This window comes from Streptomyces sp. ME19-01-6, from assembly GCF_033793745.1.
Lineage (GTDB): Bacteria > Actinomycetota > Actinomycetes > Streptomycetales > Streptomycetaceae > Streptomyces.
Map to the genome: position 1 here is coordinate 171,202 of NZ_JARAXF010000005.1, position 21,711 is coordinate 192,912.

19 protein-coding genes are annotated in these 21,711 nt (G+C 72.2%); 10 read left to right on the forward strand and 9 right to left on the reverse strand.

The window, feature by feature from the left end:
* Entirely contained in the window at window positions 1-531 is a 531-nt protein-coding gene (locus PV419_RS14170) for a MarR family winged helix-turn-helix transcriptional regulator (protein WP_319688530.1), read from the reverse strand.
* A gap of 86 nt (window positions 532-617) precedes the next feature.
* Between PV419_RS14170 and PV419_RS14175 the strand changes: the two genes are divergently transcribed.
* Window positions 618-1,073: an SgcJ/EcaC family oxidoreductase gene (locus PV419_RS14175; protein WP_319688532.1), complete on the forward strand. Its 456-nt coding sequence runs from the start codon at window positions 618-620 to the stop codon at window positions 1,071-1,073.
* Window positions 1,074-1,078: 5 nt separating this feature from the next.
* Here PV419_RS14175 and PV419_RS14180 read toward each other — a convergent pair whose 3' ends face one another.
* Both PV419_RS14180 and PV419_RS14185 read right to left on the reverse strand, forming a co-directional pair.
* Window positions 1,079-2,425, reverse strand: a complete 1,347-nt coding sequence (locus PV419_RS14180) for a diacylglycerol/lipid kinase family protein (RefSeq protein WP_319688534.1) — start codon at window positions 2,423-2,425, stop codon at window positions 1,079-1,081.
* Between the two features lie 145 nt (window positions 2,426-2,570).
* A complete protein-coding gene (locus PV419_RS14185; RefSeq protein ID WP_319689064.1) occupies window positions 2,571-3,134 on the reverse strand; it encodes a helix-turn-helix domain-containing protein in 564 nt (187 codons plus the stop codon).
* Window positions 3,135-3,359: 225 nt separating this feature from the next.
* On the opposite strand from PV419_RS14185, the gene PV419_RS14190 reads away from it, so the two are divergent.
* The 4 genes from PV419_RS14190 to PV419_RS14205 all read left to right on the forward strand — a co-directional run bounded on the left by PV419_RS14190 (window position 3,360) and on the right by PV419_RS14205 (window position 6,324).
* Window positions 3,360-3,920, forward strand: a complete 561-nt coding sequence (locus PV419_RS14190) for an NADPH-dependent FMN reductase (RefSeq protein ID WP_319688536.1) — start codon at window positions 3,360-3,362, stop codon at window positions 3,918-3,920.
* Between the two features lie 121 nt (window positions 3,921-4,041).
* Window positions 4,042-4,803 (forward strand): alpha/beta hydrolase, encoded by a 762-nt coding sequence (locus PV419_RS14195; RefSeq protein WP_319688538.1) that lies wholly within the window; start codon window positions 4,042-4,044, stop codon window positions 4,801-4,803.
* Between the two features lie 110 nt (window positions 4,804-4,913).
* Window positions 4,914-5,165, forward strand: coding sequence for a hypothetical protein (locus tag PV419_RS14200; protein WP_319688540.1), 252 nt, complete (start codon window positions 4,914-4,916; stop codon window positions 5,163-5,165).
* A gap of 10 nt (window positions 5,166-5,175) precedes the next feature.
* The gene (locus PV419_RS14205; protein ID WP_319688542.1) at window positions 5,176-6,324 is read left to right on the forward strand and encodes an SPFH domain-containing protein; all 1,149 of its coding nucleotides are present in this window, start codon (window positions 5,176-5,178) and stop codon (window positions 6,322-6,324) included.
* Window positions 6,325-6,363: 39 nt separating this feature from the next.
* Here PV419_RS14205 and PV419_RS14210 read toward each other — a convergent pair whose 3' ends face one another.
* Together PV419_RS14210 and PV419_RS53270 are read right to left on the reverse strand one after the other, a co-directional pair.
* Window positions 6,364-6,750 (reverse strand): luciferase family protein, encoded by a 387-nt coding sequence (locus PV419_RS14210; RefSeq protein WP_319688544.1) that lies wholly within the window; start codon window positions 6,748-6,750, stop codon window positions 6,364-6,366.
* 125 nt (window positions 6,751-6,875) lie between these two features.
* Complete coding sequence (locus PV419_RS53270; RefSeq protein ID WP_415925301.1) at window positions 6,876-8,288, reverse strand: phospholipase A2; 1,413 nt, start codon at window positions 8,286-8,288, stop codon at window positions 6,876-6,878.
* Window positions 8,289-8,619: 331 nt separating this feature from the next.
* Here PV419_RS53270 and PV419_RS14220 point away from each other — a divergent pair, with 331 nt between their 5' ends.
* Window positions 8,620-9,804, forward strand: a complete 1,185-nt coding sequence (locus tag PV419_RS14220) for a thiolase family protein (protein ID WP_319689066.1) — start codon at window positions 8,620-8,622, stop codon at window positions 9,802-9,804.
* Between the two features lie 117 nt (window positions 9,805-9,921).
* Entirely contained in the window at window positions 9,922-10,128 is a 207-nt protein-coding gene (locus tag PV419_RS14225; RefSeq protein WP_319688546.1) for a VOC family protein, read from the forward strand.
* An 85-nt stretch (window positions 10,129-10,213) separates the two neighbouring features.
* Here the strand turns inward: PV419_RS14225 and PV419_RS14230 are convergent, their stop codons facing one another.
* From PV419_RS14230 to PV419_RS14240, 3 genes are all read right to left on the reverse strand, one after another.
* Window positions 10,214-10,816, reverse strand: a complete 603-nt coding sequence (locus PV419_RS14230; RefSeq protein WP_319688548.1) for a GNAT family N-acetyltransferase — start codon at window positions 10,814-10,816, stop codon at window positions 10,214-10,216.
* Window positions 10,817-10,847: 31 nt separating this feature from the next.
* Window positions 10,848-15,566, reverse strand: a complete 4,719-nt coding sequence (locus PV419_RS14235) for a putative T7SS-secreted protein (protein WP_319688550.1) — start codon at window positions 15,564-15,566, stop codon at window positions 10,848-10,850.
* 109 nt (window positions 15,567-15,675) lie between these two features.
* Window positions 15,676-17,040 (reverse strand): APC family permease, encoded by a 1,365-nt coding sequence (locus PV419_RS14240; RefSeq protein ID WP_319688552.1) that lies wholly within the window; start codon window positions 17,038-17,040, stop codon window positions 15,676-15,678.
* A 72-nt stretch (window positions 17,041-17,112) separates the two neighbouring features.
* On the opposite strand from PV419_RS14240, the gene PV419_RS14245 reads away from it, so the two are divergent.
* From PV419_RS14245 to PV419_RS14255, 3 genes are all read left to right on the forward strand, one after another.
* Window positions 17,113-18,150, forward strand: a complete 1,038-nt coding sequence (locus tag PV419_RS14245; RefSeq protein ID WP_319688554.1) for a GlxA family transcriptional regulator — start codon at window positions 17,113-17,115, stop codon at window positions 18,148-18,150.
* A 27-nt stretch (window positions 18,151-18,177) separates the two neighbouring features.
* Entirely contained in the window at window positions 18,178-18,579 is a 402-nt protein-coding gene (locus tag PV419_RS14250) for a DUF1992 domain-containing protein (RefSeq protein WP_319688556.1), read from the forward strand.
* A 322-nt stretch (window positions 18,580-18,901) separates the two neighbouring features.
* Window positions 18,902-20,767, forward strand: a complete 1,866-nt coding sequence (locus tag PV419_RS14255; RefSeq protein WP_319688558.1) for a cellulose-binding domain-containing protein — start codon at window positions 18,902-18,904, stop codon at window positions 20,765-20,767.
* Here the strand turns inward: PV419_RS14255 and PV419_RS14260 are convergent.
* Window positions 20,764-21,552: an MBL fold metallo-hydrolase gene (locus tag PV419_RS14260; RefSeq protein WP_319688560.1), complete on the reverse strand. Its 789-nt coding sequence runs from the start codon at window positions 21,550-21,552 to the stop codon at window positions 20,764-20,766. The genes PV419_RS14255 and PV419_RS14260 overlap by 4 nt on opposite strands.
* Between the last annotated feature and the right edge of the window lie 159 nt (window positions 21,553-21,711).

Genomic DNA, 21,711 nt, shown 5'->3' on the forward strand with positions numbered 1-21,711 from the left:
TCAGTGGGGCCGGTCAGTGGGCTCGGCCGGCTCCAGGCCCTTCGTCTCCGCCGTCGCCGCGCGCAGGGCGGGCGCCGCCTGTTCGAAGTAGCGGCGCAGGATGCCCAGTTCGTCGTCGCCGAAGCCGGCGAAGACCTCGGCCATACGGCGGCGGGCCGGGCCGAACGCCTTCTCGTCCTCCTCCTCGGGTACGGGCACGGCGGCCACCACGACCCGCCGCCGGTCGGCCGGGTCGGGGCCGCGGCGGACCCAGCCCGCCCGTTCCAGCCGGTCGACGAGGCGGGTGGTGGCGCTCTGCGACAGGCCGATCCGCTCGGCCAGGACGCCGGTGGTGAGCGGGCCCGCGAGCTCCAGCGCGTTCAGGGCGTACAGGTCGGTGGGGTTCTGCCCCAGGGCGTCGGCCGCCGCCTGCCCGTGCAGCACGACCGCGGTGAGATAGCCGCGGTAGACGCCCGCCAACTCCCCGAGCAGCGGTCCGCGTTCCTGGTCGGCCATGGTGTCGCGCCTCTCTTCCGCCATGTCGTCCGTCATGTCGTGCCACACCCCTTGCCGATTCAATGCACACCTGCATATATTGCATGCACGCAAGCAAGTTTATCAGCCCCGGAGGAGCGCCCATGAGCACCCTGACGACCACCGACACCGCAGCCGTCCGCGCCCTCTTCGAGGCCAACAGCCGGGCCTGGGGCGACACCGAGGCGTTCACCCGCACCTTCACCGAGGACGCCGACTACGTGACCTTCTTCGGCGGCCGCATGGCCGGCCGGAACGGCATCGCCGACGGACACCGCGGGCTCTTCGAGGGCGTACTGAAGGGCTCCCGGCTGTACGCCGAGATCGACGACCTGGCCTTCCTCGGCCCCGACACCGCCCTCGTCCACTCACGCGGCGCCGTCCTCAAGGGCAAGCGGACCAAGCCCTCCGCGCGGGCCATGTCCGTGCAGACGTACGTCATGACGCGCGGCGCCGACGGGCGCTGGCTGATCCGCGCCTTCCAGAACACCCGCCACCGCCCGCGCGTCGAGGCGTTCAGCAACTGGCTCGCCGACCGCTTCGGCCCCGGCCGGAAATGACTTCGTCAGAACCCGCGCCTGCCGACCGCCGTACGCCCCACCACCGCGGCCAGCTTGCGCAGCCGCCGCCAGTCCATGGGCGGCTTCACCGCCGGGACCCCGGGCCGGGCCCTGGGGACCCGTACCCGCAGCGCGCCGGGCGCGATGCGGCAGCGCACCGGCACCGGCAGCAGCAGCGCCTCACCGTCCACCCCGACCTCGATCTCCTCGCAGTCGGCGTCCACCAGCACCTCCTGGGCGGTCCGCACCGTCAGGCCCGCCGCCTTCCGGCCGCGCAGCAGCCCGGCGGCCTGGGCGGCGTTGTCGACCTTGATGCCGAGGACGCCGAGCCTGCCGGAGTTCAGCAGCTCGCGGCGGCCGAGCCCGGCCGGGTCGCCGGTGCGGTACGGGTTGTTGCTGACCAGCAGGGCCTGGGGAGCGGGGATCTTGACCCCGTCGGCCTGCGCGACCATCCGGGGGCCGCGCTGGCGGGTCAGCAGGTCGGGCAGCAGCTCCAGGGTGGTGCGCACCTTGTCGTCGCGGTAGGCCGGGCTCTGCACGACCGCCGCGTACGCGCCGAACGACGCGTTGTTGACGAAGGGGTGCTCGTTCGCGTAGCCGAGGTCGACCCGGAGTTCCACGCCGTCGGTGAGCGCGTCCAGACAGGCCGACGGGTCCTCGCGGTCCAGGCCGAGGTCCAGCGCGAAGTGGTTGCGGGTGCCCGCGGAGATCACCAGGAAGGGGAGTCCGCGCTCCACCGCGACGGCCGCGACCAGCGCCTGGGTGCCGTCGCCGCCCGCGACGCCCAGCAGATCGGCGCCCGCGTCCGCCGCCTCGCGGGCCAGGGCGGCCACGTCCTGCGGGTGGTCAGGGTCGAGCAGCACCACCCGCGCGCCCAGGCGCTCGGCCTTCTCCTTCAGCCCGAACCGCCCCACCTTTCCGCCGCCCGAGCGCGGGTTCATGATCAGGAAGGGGCTCCGCGGCGCGGGGGTCGGGTACTCCGCCACCGCTACGGCGCCGAAACCGGTGCTGCGGATCGCGGCCCGCCCCGCCCAGACCGCCACCCCCCACAGCCCCAGGGAGACCATGACCACCCACAGCAGGTTCCGCATGTCGTAGAACCCGATCACGGTGAGCGGCGCCGCCACCGCCAGGACGGCCGCCGCGATCCGGGCCACGCCACGGCGGGTCAGCACCCACCAGACGGCGGCCGCGGTGACCGCCATGCCGCCGAGCCCGACCGCCAACAGGATCAGGCTGGCGGTCCCGGCGAAGATCATCGGCAGCAGCAGCCCCAGCGCGGCGGCGGCCAGGGACAGCCGTGCCGACCAGCGCTGCACGGAGTGGGCCCCCTCGTCGGGATCCAGCACCATCGGCCCCCCGCGGCCCGGCAAACCACTCAACGGCGTTCTCGCCTTCTCGACGCTCTCGGAACTGTCGGCACGCACACGCGACAGCGCGTCATGCTAAGGCTTATCCGCGAGTCAGAGGGTGAGTACGGACTCAGCCGCCGGCGGCTCACGTGGCGGGCTTGACGATACGGGCGACGAGGTCGCGCCAGCCCGCCTCCAGCCGGGCCGGCTCCATGCCGCGCTGCCGGCTCAGGTGGTGGATGAGGGCGGGCTCCAGATAGCCCATCAGCGTCTGCGCCAGCAGCTCCACGTCGCCGTCGACCCGCGCCTCGCGCAGCAGCATGATGATGTGGGTGAGCCGGACCTGGCGCGGAGCGACGCCCAAGCGGCGGTCGGCAGGCGGATCGCCGGCCAGGTAGAGGTCGAGATACGCGCACATCTGGCGGAGGGTGGACACCCCGAACGCCTCCAGCCGCTCGACGGGCGGGGCGCCGGGCCCGAGCGGGGGCGGGCCGGTGAGAAACGCCTGCTGGTAGGCGCGCTCGGAGTGGTCGAGCAGGGCCTGGAGCAGACCGGTGCGGTCGCCGAAGCGCCGGAAGACCGTCCCTTTGCCGACCGACGCGGCGCAGGCGACCGCCTCCATGGTCACCTTGTCCGCCCCGCGCTCGGCGACCAGCCGGGCGGCGGCCTCCAGCAGCCGGGCCCGGTTGCGCGCGGCGTCGGCCCGCATCGGCGGCTCCTGGCCTGCCAGGGGCAGCAGCGACCGCCCGGCCGTCGCGTCCTCGGGGGACGACGCGGGCTGGGCTGGGGGCCGGGGCGGCGCTGGCGGATTCACGATCCCTCATCGTAGCGGACCGCGGTCCGGTTACATTAAAGTGGACCGCGGTCCGGTTATCTGTTATAACCTTCAACTAACACGGTCCGCGTTGCGGGCGCTTATCGATCTTGGAGAATCATGTCTGTTCGCATCCTCGCCCTGGTCGGCAGCCTCCGCGCCGGCTCGACAAACCGCCAGCTCGCCGAGGCCGCCGTGAAGCTCGCCCCCGAGGGCGTCGAGATCACGATCCACGAGGGCCTTGCCGACATCCCCTTCTACAACGAGGACATCGACGTCGAGGGTTCCGTCCACGCGGCGGCCGCCAAGCTGCGCGCCGCGGCCGCCGAGGCCGACGCCCTCCTGTTCTTCTCGCCCGAGTACAACGGCACCATGCCGGGCGTGCTGAAGAACGCGATCGACTGGCTGTCCCGCCCGTATGGCGCCGGCGCCATCTCCGGCAAGCCGGTGGCCGTCGCCGGCACCGCCTTCGGCCAGTACGGCGGCGTATGGGCCCATGACGACATCCGCAAGTCCGTGGGCATCGCCGGCGGCACCGTCGTCGAGGACATCAAGCTCTCCATCCCCGGCTCCCTGACCCGCTTCGCCGAGCAGCACCCGTCGGACGACGCCGAGGTCACCGGCCAGCTGACCGACGTGCTCGCCCACCTGGCGAAGGAAGCCGGCGCCGCGAAGGCCTGAGCCGCGGCTTCCCCTCACGCGAGGCCCCGCCGACCGAACGCGGTCGACGGGGCCCGCTGTTGTCTCCAGTACGCTCACGCCGAAACGGCGATGCCGCCGCATCCGACCAGCGGGAGTGTCCGTGGAATTCGTCCACCACGCCGACGGCGAAGCCCTCAGCTGCACCTCGTTCGAGCCCACCGCGTCCGCCGAGCCCGCCGAGCCCGCCGCGTCCCGCACCGGCCGCGCCCGCGTGGTGATCATGCATGGGGCCGGAATCGGCAGCAAGGAGCGGAGCATCCCGCTCGCCCGCGACTTCGCCGCGGCGGGCCACCCCTCCCTCGCGTTCGACTTCTCCGGACACGGAGGCAGCTCCGGAAACCTGGAAGAGCTGAGCCTGGAGCGGAGGCTCCGCCAGGCGCTCGGCGTCATCGAGGCGTTCGCCCCGGACGGCGGCCCGCTGATGCTGGTCGGCTTCAGCATGTCCGGCCAGACCGTCGCCGATCTGACGTCCCGGCTCGGCGGCCGGGTCGAGGCGATCTGCCTGTGCGCCCCGGCGGCGTACGGGCCCGAGGCGTGGCCGGTGCCGTTCGGGGACGGCTTCACCGAGCTGATCCGCCGGCCCGAGAGCTGGCGCCCCAGCACGGTCTTCGATGTGCTCGGCGCCTTCACCGGCCGCTCCGTCCTGGTGGTCCCCGAGCACGACGAGATCATCCCGCCCGAGGTCACGGCTGGGATCGAGCAGGCCCTCCGGGCCAATTCCCGATTCTCCAAACTGGTCCTGGGCGGCGCCGATCACCAGCTCGGCCGCTGGCTCTCGGACCGGCCGGACCACCGCGCCCGCCTCGTGGACCTGTGCGTCCGGCCGCACCACCCGGACCACACCGACCTCGCGCGGACCTGAGCCCCGGAACCGGCCCCCTTCCGGGACACCGACCCCGGTCCGAGGCGTTGACGCCACGGGCGTAATGTCCGAGCCTCGACGTCAGCAGGACGAGGGGGGCGTGGCCATCCATGGCGACGGACGATGCCGTACGCGGCTGCACCGGCGTGCTGGTCATCGGCACGCGCGGATCCGCGGGGCCCGGCGAGGTCCTGGTACGGATCAGAGGCGGCTCCGAAACCTTCCTCGCCTGGTCCGACGAGCCCTTGCCCGAGGGTGCGTCCGTGCTCGTGATCGATTCCCGCGGCGCGCGCCAGGTCGATGTCGTCGAGTGGGCTGATCCATTGAGCGCGTTGGCCGGCGAGGCCGGCAACGCCGGCTGAGGAGACGAAGATGTTCGGTTACCGCGTTCCCGCCCCCGACCAGGCGATGCTCATATCCGGTGGCAGGCGTGGCCAGGGAGGCGCACCGTTCCGTGTGGTGACCGGCCACGGCAAGTTCGTGCTCCCGGTCTTCCGCAAGACCCGGTTCCTGACGCTGGCGATGTGCGAGGCGGAGGTCGCCGATACCTGTGTCACCAAGCAGGGCATCGTGCTGACGGTCCGTGCCGTGATCGCCTTCAAGGTCGGCAACGACACCGAGAGCATCGTCAACGCGGGCCAGCGATTCCTCTCCGACCAGGACCAGATGTCGGTGCTGACGGGCCGGATCTTCGCCGGACACCTGCGCGCCATCATCGGCTCGATGACCGTCGAGGAGATCATCACCGAGCGGCAGAAGCTCGCCACCGAGGTCCTGGACACCTCCAAGGCCGAGATGGCGAAGATCGGTCTGATCGTGGACTCCCTGCAGATCCAGTCCATCGACGACGGGGACACCGGCTACATCGCGGCGATGTCGGCCCCGCACAAGGCGGCCATCCAGCGCCAGGCCCAGATCGCCCAGGCCCAGGCCGCGCAGGCCTCGGCCGAGGCGGAGCAGGCGGCCACGCGGAAGCAGGCCGAATACGCCCGGCAGACCGCCGTGGTGCAGGCGGAGTACTCGGCGGAGGTGGAGCGCGTACAGGCCCAGGCCGCGCAGGCCGGGCCGCTGGCGGAGGCCCATGCGCAGCAGGAGGTGCTCGCCGCGCGGACCGAACTGGCCCAGCGCGCCGCCGACCTGCGCCAGCAACAGCTGGTGGCCGAGATCGTGAAGCCCGCCGAGGCCGAGGCCGAGCGGATCAGGGTGCTGGCGCTGGCCGAGGCGGAGCGGATGCGGATCCAGGCGGAGGCCGCGGCCTCGCACGGCCGGGTGGCGCTGGACCGCATGCTCATCGACCAACTGCCGCAGATCGTCAAGGAGGCCGCCGCCGGGCTCTCCGGAGCCAACGTCAACGTCCTCAACGGCGCCGACGGACTGGGCGAGATCGCGGCGAGCCTGGTCGGGCAGGGTCTGACGATCCTGGACTCGGTGCGGCGCAACCTGGCGTCGCCCGACGGCGAAACGGACAAGAGCGGCGGGCAGCGCCCGGCGGACGAGGGCGGCAGGGTCGAGATCCGCTGAGGTGCGACGGCCGGAGGACCACCGGATGGCGGCCCCGTGTCAGCACATCTGGTAGTCCCTCCGGTCCGGGAACGTCACCCGGTTGAGATTGCACCGGTGCGGCGCGGCCCCAGCACACCGCGCATGCGCCTGCAACGCGACGCTGACCAGGCACAACAGCACATCCGCGTCCCGCTCGGTGTCCAGATGCACCGTCACCCACTGCGACTCCGGCACCAGCCGGATCGCCGTCGACCGCCCGAGGTGGGCGGCCAGGTGGCGGATGGCCGGTTCGGTAAGGTGCAGATCGGCGTCCCGGTCGGAGTGGAAGTGCACGATCTCGCACTCCGCCGTCCGCACCGCGCGGCCCATGCCACAACAGGCCGGGCCCACGTCGAGGTCCGGCCACTCCCGCAGTCTCTCCATGGCCCGATGCGCCACGCTCACGGCTACATCCTCCCCGGTTTCCCGGGGCCTCACCCTCGCGTTGCCTGACCGTAACCATCCCACCGGGCGGAGTGTGGTTGGCCCGGCCGGCGGAGTGCCGGCCGGGCGAGGTGTGGTTCAGCGGGTCACCGGGTTTCGAGCAGGCCTGCTGCCAGGACGCTTTGGTAGTAGAGCGTGGCTGCCTGGCGGCACAGCGCACGCTCGGCGGCGGTGTGGTCGACAGGCCAGTCCCGGCTCTCGCAGATGCTGTTCAGGTCCTGGAGGAGAATGCGGTCGACGCGGTCCTTCACTGAGCGCCCGTTCAGGCTGTTGTGGAAGGACTCCTTGCCGAGCAGGGCCTTGTAGTTGCGGTACCCGAAGTCGTGCCGGTAGCAGGCGAACGTGAAGTCGAAGCCGCCGATGGTGTCCGGAGCGGGCGCGTTGCACCCGTTCGTGGACCAGTCGAACTCATAGCGGTCGGGCGTGCCGTCCTGGTGCTGGAAGAGCGCCGCGTACCAGGCGTTGCGGGCGTCCTCTCCCTCCTGGGTCAGGCTGTCGAGCCGGACGAGCTTGTCCTCCGAGGCCGCGGGGGCGGTCGGCGCGTGGAGATCGGTCCACCGGTCGTTTGCCCCGGTGCCGCTGTACATCTGGACGGAGCGGTGGTCGGAGGCGAGCCGGTAGAGGTGGTCACCGCTGGTGGTGAACGCGGCGGCAGGCCCGCCGACGCGGTTCCACCGCTCGGGCCGGCCGTTGTACTTGTAGAGGTCACCGGTGTCGGGGTTGGTGGCGTACAGGGTGTTGCTGCCGAAGATCTCGCCGGCGGGCCCGCCGATCTTGCTCCACTGGCTGCGCTCGGGCTCGTACTCCCAGACGCAGCAGCGGTCGGAGGTCAGTTTGTAGACGTTGTGGTCGGTGACGGCGAAGCCGGCGCCGGCGCTGCCGATCTTGGCCCACTGGCCGTCCTCGTACGTGCTGATGTCGCCGGTGGCCGGGTCGGTGATGTACAGGGCGGCGGCGGGGCCGGTGTAGAGGTTCTTGGCGGGGTCGCCGACCTTGGTCCATGTGTCGCCCTGGCCGGTGTACTCCCACACGCCGCCGCCCTCGGGGCTGATGCCGTACAGGTGCTCGCTGGTCGCGGCGAAGGTGGTGCCGGGGCCGCCGATGCGGGTCCACTGGTCGGGCTCGCCGTTGTACTTGTGGATGTCGCCGGTGGCCGGGTCGGTGGCGTAGACGGTGTCGGTGCTCGCGTAGAGGTCCTTCGCGGCTCCACCCACCTTTTGCCAGTTGACCGTATCGGAGGACCACTCGTAGACGGCGGAGTGGTCGGCGGCCAGGGCGTAGACGCTGTCCTTGGCCGACACGATCTGGCCCATGGCGATGGGCTCAGCGGACGCGGTCTGGGGCGGTTCGGCCTGTGCGGGGGTGCCGATGGCGAGAGCGGCCGCGCCGAGCAGGAACAGGACCTTCTTGGCGGCGGACAGCTGCCCGACCGCGGAGCGTGTCCGTCCGGCCGGCCCGCCGGCGCCGCGACGGCGCCGGGAGAGGAAGGTGCGTTTCATCGAGGTGCCTCCTGGTTGATGGAGCGGGGAGGCGGAAGGCCGGCCGCTGGTCGCGCGGTGCATCGAGTACCGGGACCTGACGGACGCTTCCGCCCGGGCACCACCGTGCGCACCGCAGGGATTGGCCACCTGATGCCGGTGGCCACACCGCAGGTCAGGGGCGGGATGGACGGTGGACAACGCCAGTTGTCCGCGGACAGCACCGGGGCCGTGCCCTGCCCGACGGAGGACATGGGTTGTGATGCCCCGACACCGCTTGCTACTCTTCAGTAGCCACGTGCGTTGGAAAAACAAACTCATCCCGTCCTCGCTGGAAGAGGAGGCGATCGCCATGCGCGACGCCGTCATCGTCGAAGCCGTCCGCACCCCCATCGGCAAGGGCAAACCGGGCGGCGCGCTCTCCGAGGTGCATCCGGTGGAGCTGCTGGCGCACACGCTGGGCGCCCTCGTCGAGCGGAGCGGGGTGGACCCGGCTCTGGTCGACGACGTGATCGGCGGATGCGTCGACCAGGTGGGCGAGCAGGCCATGAACACCACCCGGTACGCATGGCTCTCGGCCGGGTTCCCCGACTCCGTCCCGGCGACGACCGTGGACCGGCAGTGCGGGTCCTCGCAGCAGGCCGTGCACTTCGCCGCGCAGGGGGTGATCTCCGGGGCGTACGACCTGGTGGTGGCCTGCGGGGTGGAGTCCATGAGCCGGGTGCCCATGTGGTCGAACGTGCCGGAGGGCGCCGATCCGTTCGGGCCCGGGATCGCGGCCCGCTACCCCGAGGGACTGGTTCCGCAGGGGATCAGCGCCGAGCTGATCGCCGCCAAGTGGTCCCTCACGCGGGAGCAGATAGACGAGTTCGCCACCGCCTCCCACCAGAAGGCGGCCCGGGCGACCGCCGAGGGACGGTTCGCCGCCGAGCTCGCGCCCCTGGTCACGGGCGAACACACGGTGGACACGGACGAGTCCATCCGGCCCGGCACCACGCCCGAGGTGCTGGCCGGGCTGCGGCCGGCCTTCGCCGACCCCGGGTTCGCCGAGCGGTTCCCGCAGATCCAGTGGTCGGTGACCGCGGGCAACAGCAGCCCGGTCAACGACGGCGCGGCCGCGCTGCTGATCACCAGCAGCGAGACCGCGGCCCGGCTCGGCCTGCGCCCCAAGGCCCGGCTGCACAGCTTCGCCGTCACCGGCTCGGATCCGCTGCTGATGCTCACCGGCGTCATCCCGGCCACCGAAAAGGTGCTGCGCCGGGCCGGGCTCCACCTCGCGGACATCGACCTCTTCGAGGTCAACGAGGCGTTCGCCAGCGTGGTCCTGGCCTGGCAGCAGGAGACGGGCGCCGACCCCGCCAAGGTCAACGTCAACGGCGGCGCCATCGCCCTCGGCCACCCGCTGGGTGCCAGCGGCGCGCGGCTGATGACCACCCTGGTCGGGGCCATGCGCGAGCGCGGCGCGCGGTACGCGCTGCAGACCATGTGCGAGGCGGGAGGGCTCGCCAACGCCACGGTGCTGGAAGCCATCGGGTGAGCTGTGCCGTCGGGGGCTCGCCCGCCGCTCCGCGAGGGGAAAGGCGCTCGGGCTCGGCCCGATGAGGGAGACCTGCGTGCTTGCTCTTCGAGGCCCTGGCAGGTCTAAGCCCAGCGGATGGCCGATGAGGAGTTCGAGATCCGCCCGGAGCCGGATCGCCTGCCGGGGTTGGACTTCGTCCGGCTTGATGAGAGCAAGAAGGCCAAGAGCCGACTGCATCTCGACTTCAGGCCTGATGACCAGGACGCCGAGGTGGCTCGTCCGGTGGCCCATGGCGCACGGCGTGTTGATATTGGCCAGGGTGATCAATCGACTTTGCGGTGAGTATGGGACAGCGACACGCCGTGGCGTCGGCGTGTCGCTGTCCCATACTCACCGCAACCGCCCCGCGTTCGCCTCCGTCCAGGTGTCACACGCGGCGTGCCGAGGCCCCCGCGCCGACCGCCGCCGAGCCGTGCTCCGCGACCCCGTCGGGGCGGCCCAGCTCCAGGTACATCTTGACGTCGTCGAAGCGCTCGTCGCCGACGGCTATCCCGCTCGGCAACCGGCCCCACTCCCGGAACCCGAGGTCCTCGTACAGGGCGATCGCGCCGTGGTTGTTGCCGCGCACCCCCAGGAGCAGCAGCTCCAGACCGGCCGCGCGTACGTCGTCGATCAGCGCGGACACCAGGAGCCGGCCGATGCCCCGGCCCCGGGCCGTGGGGTGGGTCATGACCTGCTGGAGCTCGGCGCTGTGCCGGTAGCTGGCCACGGTGGCGCGGCGCCGCCACAGCGCGCAGCCCAGGACCTCGCCCGAGCCGTGCTCCAAGGTGGCCAGGACGAGCGCCGCGTCCCCGGTGCGTACGTCGGCCAGGACGCCGTCGAGCCAGGCGTCGGTCTCCGCGCGGGCGGGTGGCGCGAGGTAGCCGATGGCCCCGCCGGTCTCGGTGACGGCGTGGATCATCCGGTGTGTCCTGGCGCGCAGCTCCTCGTCCAGGGTGGTGGGCCACACCAGCTCGACGGGGTCGGTCATGTCGGGTGCTCCTTGTGCGTGTACCGGCCGTTCACTCCGGGGGGAAGAATTTCATGCACGCGGCCCAGTGCACCCGGCCCATATGCGGATCCAGCATGAACGACAGACGGACCGGATTCTTCTCCGTGACGATGGCGGTCCCGTAGGGGATGCCGTCCTCCAGCGGACCCAGAATGTAGTCCGGCATCATGGCTCCCGGCTCGTAGGTCCATACCGGCACCATGCGCGGATCTCCGTCGATGATGGCATCCGCCTGCCAGCCCATCAGGGGTTCGCCGTCGTCCGCGTACACGGCGACCCTCGTGCCCTCGGGCACCTCGAACACCGGGAGGTCGGTCTCGATACCACCATGACCGGCGAATACGAGCTCGCCGTCCGGGCGTGGTCCCAGCGAGTTCCGCGGCTGGTCCCAATCGATGCCGTCCTCATAGGGGGAGAGCCCCAGGGGGTCGATCCCGCTGTGGGGGTTGGGGACATAGGCGACCGGGTTGGGGGCGGGGGTGAGGCCGAGGGGGTCGGGGGTGGTGTAGCGGGCGGTTTCGGGGTCGTAGTAGCGGTGGTGGTTGTAGTGGAGGCCGCTTTCGGGGTCGAAGTACTGGCCGGGAAAGCGCAGAGGGGTGTGCGTCGGCCTGGTGCGGTCATCTGTGGTGGTGCCCCACAAGGCGGTACGGGTCTGCCAGGCGATGTCGCCGCTCTCGTCGACGAGTTCGGTGGGGGTGCCGACGACGTCGGTGACGATGGCGAAGAAGCGGCGGTCGATCTCGTGCTGGGTGGTGGGGTCCGTGACCCGCTCGGTCTGGGTCAGCGGGCGGAAGCCGTGATGTTCCCAGGTGAGGGTGGTCGGATCGGGGAGGTCGGGTGTGGTGGTGGTCTGTTCGACGAGAGTGGGGCCGTCCCAGGTGAAGTCGGTCTGTTCGAGGACCGTTTCGCCGTCGTCGGCGAGGCGTTGTTTGGCGGAGCGGCGGCCGAGGGGGTCGTAGAGGTAGCGCCAGAGGGTGCCGTCGGGGGTGGTGAGGGTGGTGAGGCGGTTTTCGGCGTTCCAGGTGTAGCGCCAGGTGTCGGGCCTCTTGGACAGGCGGGTTTTCTGGCGGAGGGTGAGGCGGCCGGCGGTGTCGTGTTCGTAGCGGACGCGTCCGGCGCGGGTGATGCGGGTGCCGGTGTACGTGCGGGGGCCGGTGGCGTCCTGGGTGGGGTGGTGGGTGGGCCAGGTGGCGTGGGTCTGGTTGCCCGCCTCGTCGTAGGCGTAAGTCTCGGTCCAGCCCTCGGCCCGGACGGTGGTGACCCGGCCCGCCGCATCCAAGTCGAAGGCGCAGGGGCCGCGCAGCTGGTCGTGGATGGCGGTCAGGTGGCCGTCGGGGCGGTAGGCGTACGCGCGGTGCTGGAGGACTCCGCCCTCCGGGCCGGTCAAGGTCTGCTCGGACAGCCGTCCGGCCGGGTCCCAGATCTGCGCGAGTGATGCGGTAGGCCCAAGTCGGCGGGTGGTCTCCCGGCCTACCGCGTCATACGTGAAGTCGAGGGTGTGGCCGCAGGTGGTCAGCGTGGTGCGGCGGCCCGCCGCGTCGTAGGCGAACGTGGACTTCGCGCAGGAGGGGGTGGTGCGGCGCACGGGGCGGCCCAGGGCGTCGAAGGTTCGGGTGAGGACCCGATCGCCGACGACTTCCGCTATGGCCCGGCCCATACGGTCCCGCCGGTACGTCAGCGCCACGTCCGGGCCGACGGCCTCCAGCATTCGCCCGGCCGGGTCGTAGGTGAAGGTGGTGACCTGGCCGTCGGCGTCCTTGCGCACGGCCCGGCCACAGACGTCGCGTTCGAGGGAGATGGTCTGGCCCAGGGGGTTGGTGCGGGAGATCAGTTGGCCCGCCGGGTCGTAGGCGTAGGTGAAGGTGCGGCCGTCGAAGTCCGTCTCACTGAGCGGGCGCCCAGCCTCATCATGGGTGTATGTCCAGGTCAGCCCCTGGGCGTTGGTGACCTCGGTGAGGCGTAGCTGGGTGTCGTGCGTGAACTCGTAGCGGGCTCCGTCCGGGCCGGTCCGGGCGGTCAGCAGGTCGAAGTGGGTGTATTCGTACGTGGTCAGGCTGCCGCCAGCGTCCATATGAGCGGTGAGGTTGCCCTCGCCGTCGTATGTCCAACTCTGCTGGGTGCCGTCCGGGGCGATGCGCCGAGTCAGCCTGCCTTCCACCGTCCACTCCAGGCGGGTGGTGGCGCCGAGGGGGTCGGTGATGGTGGTGGGGCGGCCGAAGGCGTCACGGTGGTAGGTGGTGGCCGCGCCCAGCGGGTCGGTGATCTCGACGGGCAGCCCGGCCGCGTCGCAGCGCATCTGCACGGTGTCGCCGAGCGCGTTGGTGACCGAGGCCAGATGGCCGTGGTCGTCGTAGGTGTGGTGGGTGGTGTTGCCCGAGGGGTCGGTGACCGTGGTGCGGTTGCCCCGGTCGTCGTACTCATAGCGCCAGGTGGCCCCGTCCGGCTGGAGGACCTCCGCCGGCAGGCCCAGGGCGTTGTACGTGGCCGTTCGCCGGGCGCCGTCGGGGGTGGTCAGGGAGGTCAGCCGGCCGGCCGGGTCGTAGGTGCAGCCGGTGGTCCGGCCCAGGGCATCGGTACGGGCCAGGATCCGGCCGTAGCGGTCCCGCCGGATACGAGTGGTGTGGCCGAGCGGGTCGGTCACGGCGATGACCTGGCAGCGGTCGTTGACCAGGTAGCGGGTGGCGTGGCCCTCGGGTGTCGTGACGGTGGTGACCCGGTAACCCGTCCGCTCATCCGTGGGGCCGTAGTCGATGCGCAGGGAGATGTGGCCCTCGGTGCCGCCTTCGGCTATACAGCGGTCGCGGTTGTCGTAGACGTAGTCGTAGCGGCGGCCGTTGGTGTCGATCCACGCGATGATCCGGCGCTCCGTGTCGTACTCGAACCGCAGCGGCAGACCGGAGGAGTTGGTGACGTCGGTGAGGTTGCCGTCGGTGTAGGCGTAGCGGACGAGCTCCTGGTCGCTGCCGTCGGGTGCGGCGCCCGCGAGATGGAGGGCGGTGATGCGGCCGTCGCTGGTGGTGAGTTTCAGGTGGTAGCCGCCGCTGTGGACGATGCCGGTCGGGGCACCCTGCGCGTCGTATTCGAAGGTCAGGCGGTGGCCGTTGCGGTCGCTGATCTCCGCAGGCAGGGCCTCGCCGTCGCCCCCGCCTTCCGGGCCGGTGAAGTGCCAGGTGCGGCCGGTGTCCGGGTCGGTGAGTGTGTAGTCGCCTTCTGCCGTGCGTTCCAGCGGCCACCTCGGCCCCAGCTCGGGCAGCGTCGGCACGCCCGGCGCCGGGTGCGGATACGACAGCAGCAGCCCGTCCTCGGCGACGAACACCACACCCCGCGCACCGATCTCCAGCCGCTGATCGGCCGTGCTCGACCACATGGGCCCGAACCACCGACCCGCCCGATACCCCGACTCCGCCCGCCGCACGAACACCAGCGGCAACGCCCCCGGCAACGCCACATCCCGCTGCGGCAGATACATCCGCCCCGAAGCCAAGTCCACCGGATCCGTACCATCGGCGGTTTTCGCCATATCCGGCGTGGCGTGCGGCGCCGCGCCGTCCTCGCTCAGCGTCTGCAGAGCGGGTCGCTCGGCCTTGGCCACGGCGGCGGGCAGCCGCTCGGCGGCCGTGACGGCCGCCTTCGCACCACCCAGCCCCTTCGTGCCGATCAACTCCGGCACCAGCCGGCCCAGCCCCTCGGCAGGGTCCTTCTTGAAGGCGTCCCACATGCCCTTGACCGCCGCACCCGGGTCATTGGACAGCCGCACCAGACCGGCAGCGGTGTTGTTGAGGTTCGTCACGTACTCGGCGGGGTGGGTGATGTTGTACAGGTCCAGCGGATTCACCTGCCGGACGAAGTTGAGCAGACCCGCCGTGCCCTTCACCACACCACCGAGGAAGTGGTTGGTGTCCAGTGCCATCCCCTGGAGCCCGTCCCCCACCTGCTGCGCGTACGACGGCTTCTTCGGCGCGGCGTCCCGCGCCGCCTCCACCGCCGCCTTCGCCACCCCATGCGCCTCACTCCGCTGCCGCCGCGCCTCCTCCAACAACTCCTGCGCGGCCTTGATATCAGCGGCACCCGGATCGTGGAACGCACCCGGCTTGTCCGGCAGCGAGGCAGGGTCCCGCTTCTCGGCCGACAGCGCGTTGTACGCGTCCGCCGCCTTGTTGTACGCGCTCACCTTGTCGTTATGCGCGGAGCGGGCGTCCTCCGACGCCTTCTTCCCCTTCTTGTAGCGCCGGATCGCCTCCTCCGCCTGACCCTGCGCCCACTCCACCGTCCCCGCGAACCGCTCCAGCGCCCCCGACGCCTTCTCACACGCGTCCGCCGCCGTGAACCACTTCTTCGGCTCGACCGACACCTTCTCCCGGAAGGCATCCGCCGCCTTCCCCTTCAACGACCGCGACCCCAGCCCTTGCAGCCCCTTGCCCACATTGTTGAACGCGGCCTTGAAATCGGTGAGATGGCCGGCGGTCGAGCGCAGCTTGGACGGACTGCCGTGGATCAGCTTCTTGGCATCCTCGCTCTCCCCCAGCTGCATCTCCTCGACATCCGCCCCCAGCGCGTTCGCCGCCGAATCGGACTTGTCCCGGACCCAGTCCGCACCGCTCTCCCAGCCGAAGTCATCCAGCCGGTCCGCCGTCCGGTCCCCGGCGACGTCGATGGCCCCACCGACATCCTCGACCCGGTCATCGACCCAGTCCTCGAAGCCATCCGGAACGAAATCCCCAAATCCCACGCGCAGTTACCCCCGTGCACCGTCGCAGCGGCCTGCCTACCGGCCATTGATCGGCACGGTACCCGCCAACCGGAACGCGGGGCACCGGGGGCCCGGAGGCTGGGTGCGTTCAGCCCGTTTCCGCCACTTCGACGCGGGTGTCCGACTCATCGGGGACACTCCCGACCTTCCCCCGCCCTGCCTTCCCCCGCCCTGTGTGCCCGCGCCCCTTGAGCCGCTGGTAGAGCAGCGCGGCACCGGCCACGCCGAGCGGCCACAGCAGATACCGGCCCGACATCACCAGCAGCGCCGCGACCGCGGCGAGCGCCGTCAGGGCGGCGGCGCGGATCGCCCCGCGCCGTGGCAGCAGGCGCAGCGCGGCGGCCACCCCGATCGCGTACACCGTGACGAAGGAGCCCGTGGTGAGCAGCACCAGGGGCCGCGCGTCCGCGTGGGCCGCGGTCACCACGAGCAGGCTGAGGAAGCCCAGCGCCGAGACGACCCCGAGACTGCGGCGCGGTATCTCGCCCGCGCTGCCGCCGCGGCCCAGCCACCCCGGCAGCGCGCCGTCCCGGCCGAGGGCCGCGCCGAGCTTGGCCGCGCCGGCGTAGTACGCGTTCATCGTGCCGAGGGTCAGCAGGAGGGCGGCCGCGGCGGCGAGCAGCCGGGCGTTGCCGCCCATGCCGCGGGCCATCAGCTCGCCCAGTGGGGCGTCGGCGTGGGCCGCGCCCGCGCCGAGCACCGCGACGACGGCGAACGCCACGGACAGATACAGCACCCCGACGATCACGACGGCGGCCGCGGTGGCCCGGGGCAGGTCCCGGGCCGGGTCGCGGAACTCCGCCGCCAGGTGGGTGATCGCCTCCCAGCCCGCGAAGCTCCACACCAGCAGCGCCGCCGCCGGGCCGATCGCGGCCCAGCCGTGCGGGGCGAACGGCTCGAGGTGGTCTCCACGCGCCTGCGGAAGTGACAGCGCGACGGCGCCCAGCAGCAGGGCGATCAGCAGCCCCGACAGCGCGAGCTGCAGCCGCCCGGTCACCCGCAGCCCGGCGGTGTTGACGGCCGTGACGACGGCCATCAGCACCGCGGCGGTGACCGTGCGGGTCGCGGTCCCGCCGCCCACGGCGGCCTCGGTGTACGAGCCGGCGAACAGCGCCGCGGCGGTCGCGCCCGGGGGCACCGCGAGGTAGAAGCACCAGCCGACCACCGCCGCGGTCCGCTCGCCGAAGGCGAGACGGGCGTACGTGGACACACCCCCGGCGTCGGGGTAGCGGGCGCCGAGCGCGGCGAAGGTGGCGGCCAGCGGCGCGGACACCACGACGAGGGCCAGCCAGGCCAGCAGCGAGGCGGGGCCCGCGGTCTCGGCCGCGAGCGCGGGCAGCGCGATGACGCCCGTGCCCAGCACCGCCCCTACGTACAGCGCGGTGCCCTGGAGCGCGGTGAGCCGCCCGGCGGACGCGGGGCGGTGGGGTGGCGGTGGCGGTGGTTCGCTCATGCCGGGCAGCCTGGCCGATGCGATCACCGGGCGACCATCGGCGGACATGCCATCATGCGCTAAATTCCCGCCATGGCCCGAGACGCCGACATGTCCCGCCCCGCCGTCCCGTCCCCACACGTCGTGGCCGTCGCGGTGGCCGACGCCGCCCCCACCTTCGAGCTCGCCGTACCCTGCGAGGTCTTCGGTCTCGACCGCGCGGACATCGTCGACCCGTGGTACGAGCTGCGCCTGTGCGCCGCCGCGCCAGGCCCGCTGCGCACCGCGGCCGGCCTGGGCATCCCCACCCCGTACGGCCTCGACGACCTGCTCGACGCGGACACCGTGGTGGTGGCCGCCTGCTCCCGGGCCGTCCAGCTGGCCCCGCCGCCCGGCCTGGTCGCCGCGGTGCGCAAGGCCCATGAGCTGGGCCGGCGGATCGTCTCCATCTGCAACGGCGCGTACGTGCTGGCCGCCGCCGGGCTGTTGTCGGGCCGCCGGGCGACCACACACTGGATGAACGCCGCGGACTTCGCCCACCGCTTCCCGGACGTCGACCTCGACCCCACGGCCCTCTACGTCGAGGACGGCTCCCTCTTCACCTCGGCCGGCACCGGGTCCGCGATCGACCTGTGTCTGCATCTGGTGCGCCGGGACCACGGCGCGGCGGTGGCCAACGAGGTGGCCCGCCGCATGGTCGTACCGCCGCACCGGGAGGGCGGGCAGACGCAGTACGCCAGGCTCCCGGCCCGGCCGCGGGCGGGCGGGGGCGAGGGCCTCGCGCCGGTCCTGCAGTGGGCGCGCGAGCGGCTGCACGAGCCGCTGACGGTGGCCGGGCTGGCCGCGGCGGCGCATATGAGCGAGCGCACCTTCGCCCGCCGCTTCCGCGACGCCCTCGGGACCACGCCGTTGCAGTGGGTCCTGCAGGAGCGGGTGCGGCTGGCGCAGGAGCTGCTGGAGACCACCGACGATCCGGTCGAGAGCGTGGCGCGCCGCACCGGCTTCGGCACCGCGCCCAATCTGCGCCACCACTTCCGGCGGCTGACCAGCGTCTCGCCGCAGACCTACCGCCAGGTGTTCCGGTCTGGCTCGGTACCGCCCGGGGCGCCACGTTCGGCATCATGGGAGTGACCGGAGCGTCCGAGGGAGGAGCACACTGTGACCGAACGCAAGCCGCCCGGCATCAGCTTCGAGACATGGGCCGACCGACAGATCCGCGAGGCGGAGGCGCGGGGCGACTTCGACGATCTGCCCGGGAGGGGCAAGCCGCTCGCGGGCCTGGACAAGCCGTACGACGCGATGTGGTGGGTCAAGGACAAGATGGCCCGCGAGGGCCTGTCCTTCCTGCCCCCGGCGCTCGTGCTGCGCAAGGAGGCGGAGGAAGCGCTGGCCGCGGCGCGGGGGGCCGGGTCCGAGGCCGAGGTACGGCGGACCCTGTCGGACATCAACGACAAGATCCGCGAGGCGCTGCGGCGGCCACCCGCGGGCCCGCCGCTGAATCTGGTGCCGTTCGATGTGGACGGCGTCGTGCGGGAATGGCGCGAGAGCCGGACCGGCTGAGGGGCGGCTTGGCCCCAGCCGACGCTCTGACATACGTTCCGCAACGCTCCCTGACGTTGCGTCAGGTACAGACCAGACCCCCGGCCCGGCCGGGGGTTTCGCCACGTCCGGGGCGCTCGCCACATGCCGTGGACATGTGCGCGAGGCACGTGGCGACCGCATCTTGCCACTTGTGACGGAACCGTGAAAGGCTCGGGCGGCTCCACAGTGGAACAACCCTCAACTCCGAAAAAAACACTGGCCCTTGGCCAGCCGCTGCCCGGCCTGATAAGAGTGTTGCCCGGCGGGGGCGCCGTTGTTCGTCAGTGAGGAAACCACCTCCATGCCCCACCAGTCATCCCCTGACGCCATATCCGAGACCGCTCTGCTCTCCGAATACTGGGACGCGGTACTCGACTACGCGAACCTGTGCACCACCAGCCCGCAGGACGGAATGCGGCTGGCCACCGAGGCGTTCCGGCGCGGCATCCGGGAGACCCGCACCTCGTGGACGCGGGCATGGGGGCCGCGCCTGCCATGGCTCCCGCTGCTCCTGAGCTCCGTACGGAAAACGGCCGCCGACTGGCAGGCCCAGCAGGCCGGCGACCGGCTCGATCCGGGCTTACGCATCTGGCTGACCTCCGACCGGGCCAGACGCTACGCCACGCCCCGGCGGGAACAACCGCTCGCGCTGCGCGGCTTATGGGACCTCCCGGAGGCGGACGCCGATCTGCTGTGGTCCGTCGAAGTGGAGTCGCAGTCCCTCACCACGGTGGCCCAGCGGCTGGGGTGGGACTCCGCCTACGCCGACGAGGAGATCGCCCGGGTCCGCGCCCGGTTCCGCGAGCTGTGCCAGCGCAACCACGTCGACGCGCTCGCCAATGAGGAGTGCCGCAGCTACGCCGGGCTGCTGGACGCCGCCACCCGCTCGCCGGACGCCGCCGCGCCCGACGACCTGTGGCAGCACCTCGCCCGCTGTACGCACTGCAAGGAAGCGGCCGCCTGCCTCTATCTGCACGGCAGCGGGCTGCCCGGCGCCCTGGCCGGGGGCGTCCTCGGCTGGGGCGGGCTGCCCTATCTGGAGCGGCGGCGCAGGGTCGCGGCCGAGAACACCGGCGGCAAGCGCCTGCAGACGCTCGCACGCAGTGTGGGGCCGCCGCTGTGGGACCGCGTCAAGGGGATGCGGGGCGGGCGCGGGAAGTCCCGTACGGGGCGCCCGGCGGGGGCGGCCTCGGCGGCTCGTACGGCCGGCGCGGCCCGCGCGGCTGAGACACCGCGCACGAACGACACCTTCGACACCTTCGACCTGTTCGGCGCGGCCGCGGGTCCGGGGGACCCGGCCCACGCGACGCAGGCCGGGTGCGCGGACGACGCGTTCGAGATGTTCGACCCGTTCGGCACGACCGGTGCCACCGACCCGTTCGCCCCAGCGAGTACGACCGGCACGACCGGCACGGCCCCTGCGACGGGCGCCTTCGGCGCGACCGGGGTGATCCGCACGCACGGCGCGCCGGGCCGGAGGCTGGGCGGCGGCGGGGGCCGGCGGCGCAGGCCCAGGAAGGGCGCCAGGACGAGGGCGGCGGGGATCCTGGCGGCGGCCGCGGCGGTCTCCGTGATCGCCGTCATCGCCTACACCAACACCGACGCGGAGCAGGACGACGGGCTCCCGCCCGACGGCAGCACGGGACCCGGTGCCATGCCGACGGTCGGCCCCACCCTCCCGTCGAAGGGCGCCCCCAGCCAGTCCCAAGTCCCGCCCACCTCCGGCACCAGCACGGTCGGCCACCGGACCGGCCCGTCGCATCCCCCGTCCGAGGCGCCGTCGCCGAGCGATGGCTCGTCCCCGGACAAGCCGTCCGAGAAGCAGCCCTCCCACCACCCCGAGCCCGCCGGGGTCACCTGCACGGCCCGCTACACCCTGGACAACGAGTGGCCCGACGGCTTCCAGGCGAAGGTCACCCTCACGCCCCGCAAGACGGTCCGCGACTGGCGGCTGAGCTGGGAGTTCGAAAACGGACAGCGGATCACCCAGATGTGGAACGGCGAATTCGTCCAGCACGGGCGCAAGGTGACCGTCACCCCGGCCGACTACAACGAGACCGCCCGGGGCGGCGAGGCCCTCGAAGTGGGCTTCCTCGGCTCCTGGGACGCCGGAAACGCCGCACCCACCGACCTCGCCCTCAACGGTCGCCCCTGCGATACCCGTTAGAGCTCGACGCGTTCGCCGGGCTTGAGCAGGTGCAGCCGCTCGCCGAGCCCGGCCGCCTCGAAGGCCTCGACCAACGTGTCGGCGCCCTGGGTGAAGTGCGCCCAGTGTTCGAAGTGCAGCGGGACCACCTGCCGCGCGCCGAGGATCTCCGCCGCCTGGGCCGCCTGGTCGCTGGGCAGGGTCAGAAAGCCGCCGGGGACCAGCGGGGTCGAGGCGGCGCCCGCGAACAGCAGGGCCACATCCACCGGCCCGAACCGCTCGGCGATCGCGCGCACCACGTCCAGCGAGGCGTTGTCGCCGCTGACGTAGACCGTCGGCAGCCCACCCCCCGACACCACGAAGCCGGTCACCTCGCCGACCAGGTGCTCGGTGCCGTCCGGGCCGTGCTGGGCGGGGACGCCCGTGATCCGGAGCGTGCCGCCGCCCGGGCGCGGGAGCTCGAAGCTCTCCCAGTTCGGCAGCGCCGTCACGGTCGCGCCCAGCCGCTCCCGCGCGGACGCCGTGGAGAGCACCAGGTCCGCGTGGTCGAGGTAGGCGCGGCCCGCGCGGTCGAGGTTGTCCGGGTGCTGGTCGTGCGAGAGCAGCACCGCGTCGACGGGGCCGAGACCGGAGGTCGCGACGGCCGGGCCGGCGGACTTGACGAGCTTGCGCTCGCCGATGGGGTACTCCCCGGGCGGGTCGAAGGTGGGATCGGTCAGCAGTCGTACGCCACCGATGTCGAGGGTCGCCGTGGGCCCTCCCAGATAGCGCACGGCCAAGGCCCCCGGAGAAATCGACTCGCTCATCACTGTGCCTCGCTGCCTCTCGCTGTCACGGTCATGGGCACGATCGTAGACACGGCGCGAATCCGGCCCGATCTCCCCATTGGTTCCGGGCCGGATCGCGTTGTCAACTGACACACGGGCCCCGCCGCGGCGCCGCTGACGGCCAGTGAGCAGGATCGT

Coding starts and splice junctions, on each gene's coding strand:
- PV419_RS53270 (WP_415925301.1), bottom strand. CDS start 8,288: ATGAAACGCACCTTCCTCTCCCGGCGCCGTCGCGGCGCCGGCGGGCCG.
- PV419_RS14185 (WP_319689064.1), bottom strand. CDS start 3,134: ATGCGGGCCGACGCCGCGCGCAACCGGGCCCGGCTGCTGGAGGCCGCC.
- PV419_RS14175 (WP_319688532.1), top strand. CDS start 618: ATGAGCACCCTGACGACCACCGACACCGCAGCCGTCCGCGCCCTCTTC.
- PV419_RS14190 (WP_319688536.1), top strand. CDS start 3,360: ATGTCTGTTCGCATCCTCGCCCTGGTCGGCAGCCTCCGCGCCGGCTCG.
- PV419_RS14225 (WP_319688546.1), top strand. CDS start 9,922: ATGGCCGATGAGGAGTTCGAGATCCGCCCGGAGCCGGATCGCCTGCCG.
- PV419_RS14260 (WP_319688560.1), bottom strand. CDS start 21,552: ATGAGCGAGTCGATTTCTCCGGGGGCCTTGGCCGTGCGCTATCTGGGA.
- PV419_RS14255 (WP_319688558.1), top strand. CDS start 18,902: ATGCCCCACCAGTCATCCCCTGACGCCATATCCGAGACCGCTCTGCTC.
- PV419_RS14180 (WP_319688534.1), bottom strand. CDS start 2,425: ATGGTGCTGGATCCCGACGAGGGGGCCCACTCCGTGCAGCGCTGGTCG.
- PV419_RS14170 (WP_319688530.1), bottom strand. CDS start 531: ATGACGGACGACATGGCGGAAGAGAGGCGCGACACCATGGCCGACCAG.
- PV419_RS14220 (WP_319689066.1), top strand. CDS start 8,620: ATGCGCGACGCCGTCATCGTCGAAGCCGTCCGCACCCCCATCGGCAAG.
- PV419_RS14245 (WP_319688554.1), top strand. CDS start 17,113: ATGGCCCGAGACGCCGACATGTCCCGCCCCGCCGTCCCGTCCCCACAC.
- PV419_RS14205 (WP_319688542.1), top strand. CDS start 5,176: ATGTTCGGTTACCGCGTTCCCGCCCCCGACCAGGCGATGCTCATATCC.
- PV419_RS14200 (WP_319688540.1), top strand. CDS start 4,914: ATGGCGACGGACGATGCCGTACGCGGCTGCACCGGCGTGCTGGTCATC.
- PV419_RS14240 (WP_319688552.1), bottom strand. CDS start 17,040: ATGAGCGAACCACCGCCACCGCCACCCCACCGCCCCGCGTCCGCCGGG.
- PV419_RS14230 (WP_319688548.1), bottom strand. CDS start 10,816: ATGACCGACCCCGTCGAGCTGGTGTGGCCCACCACCCTGGACGAGGAG.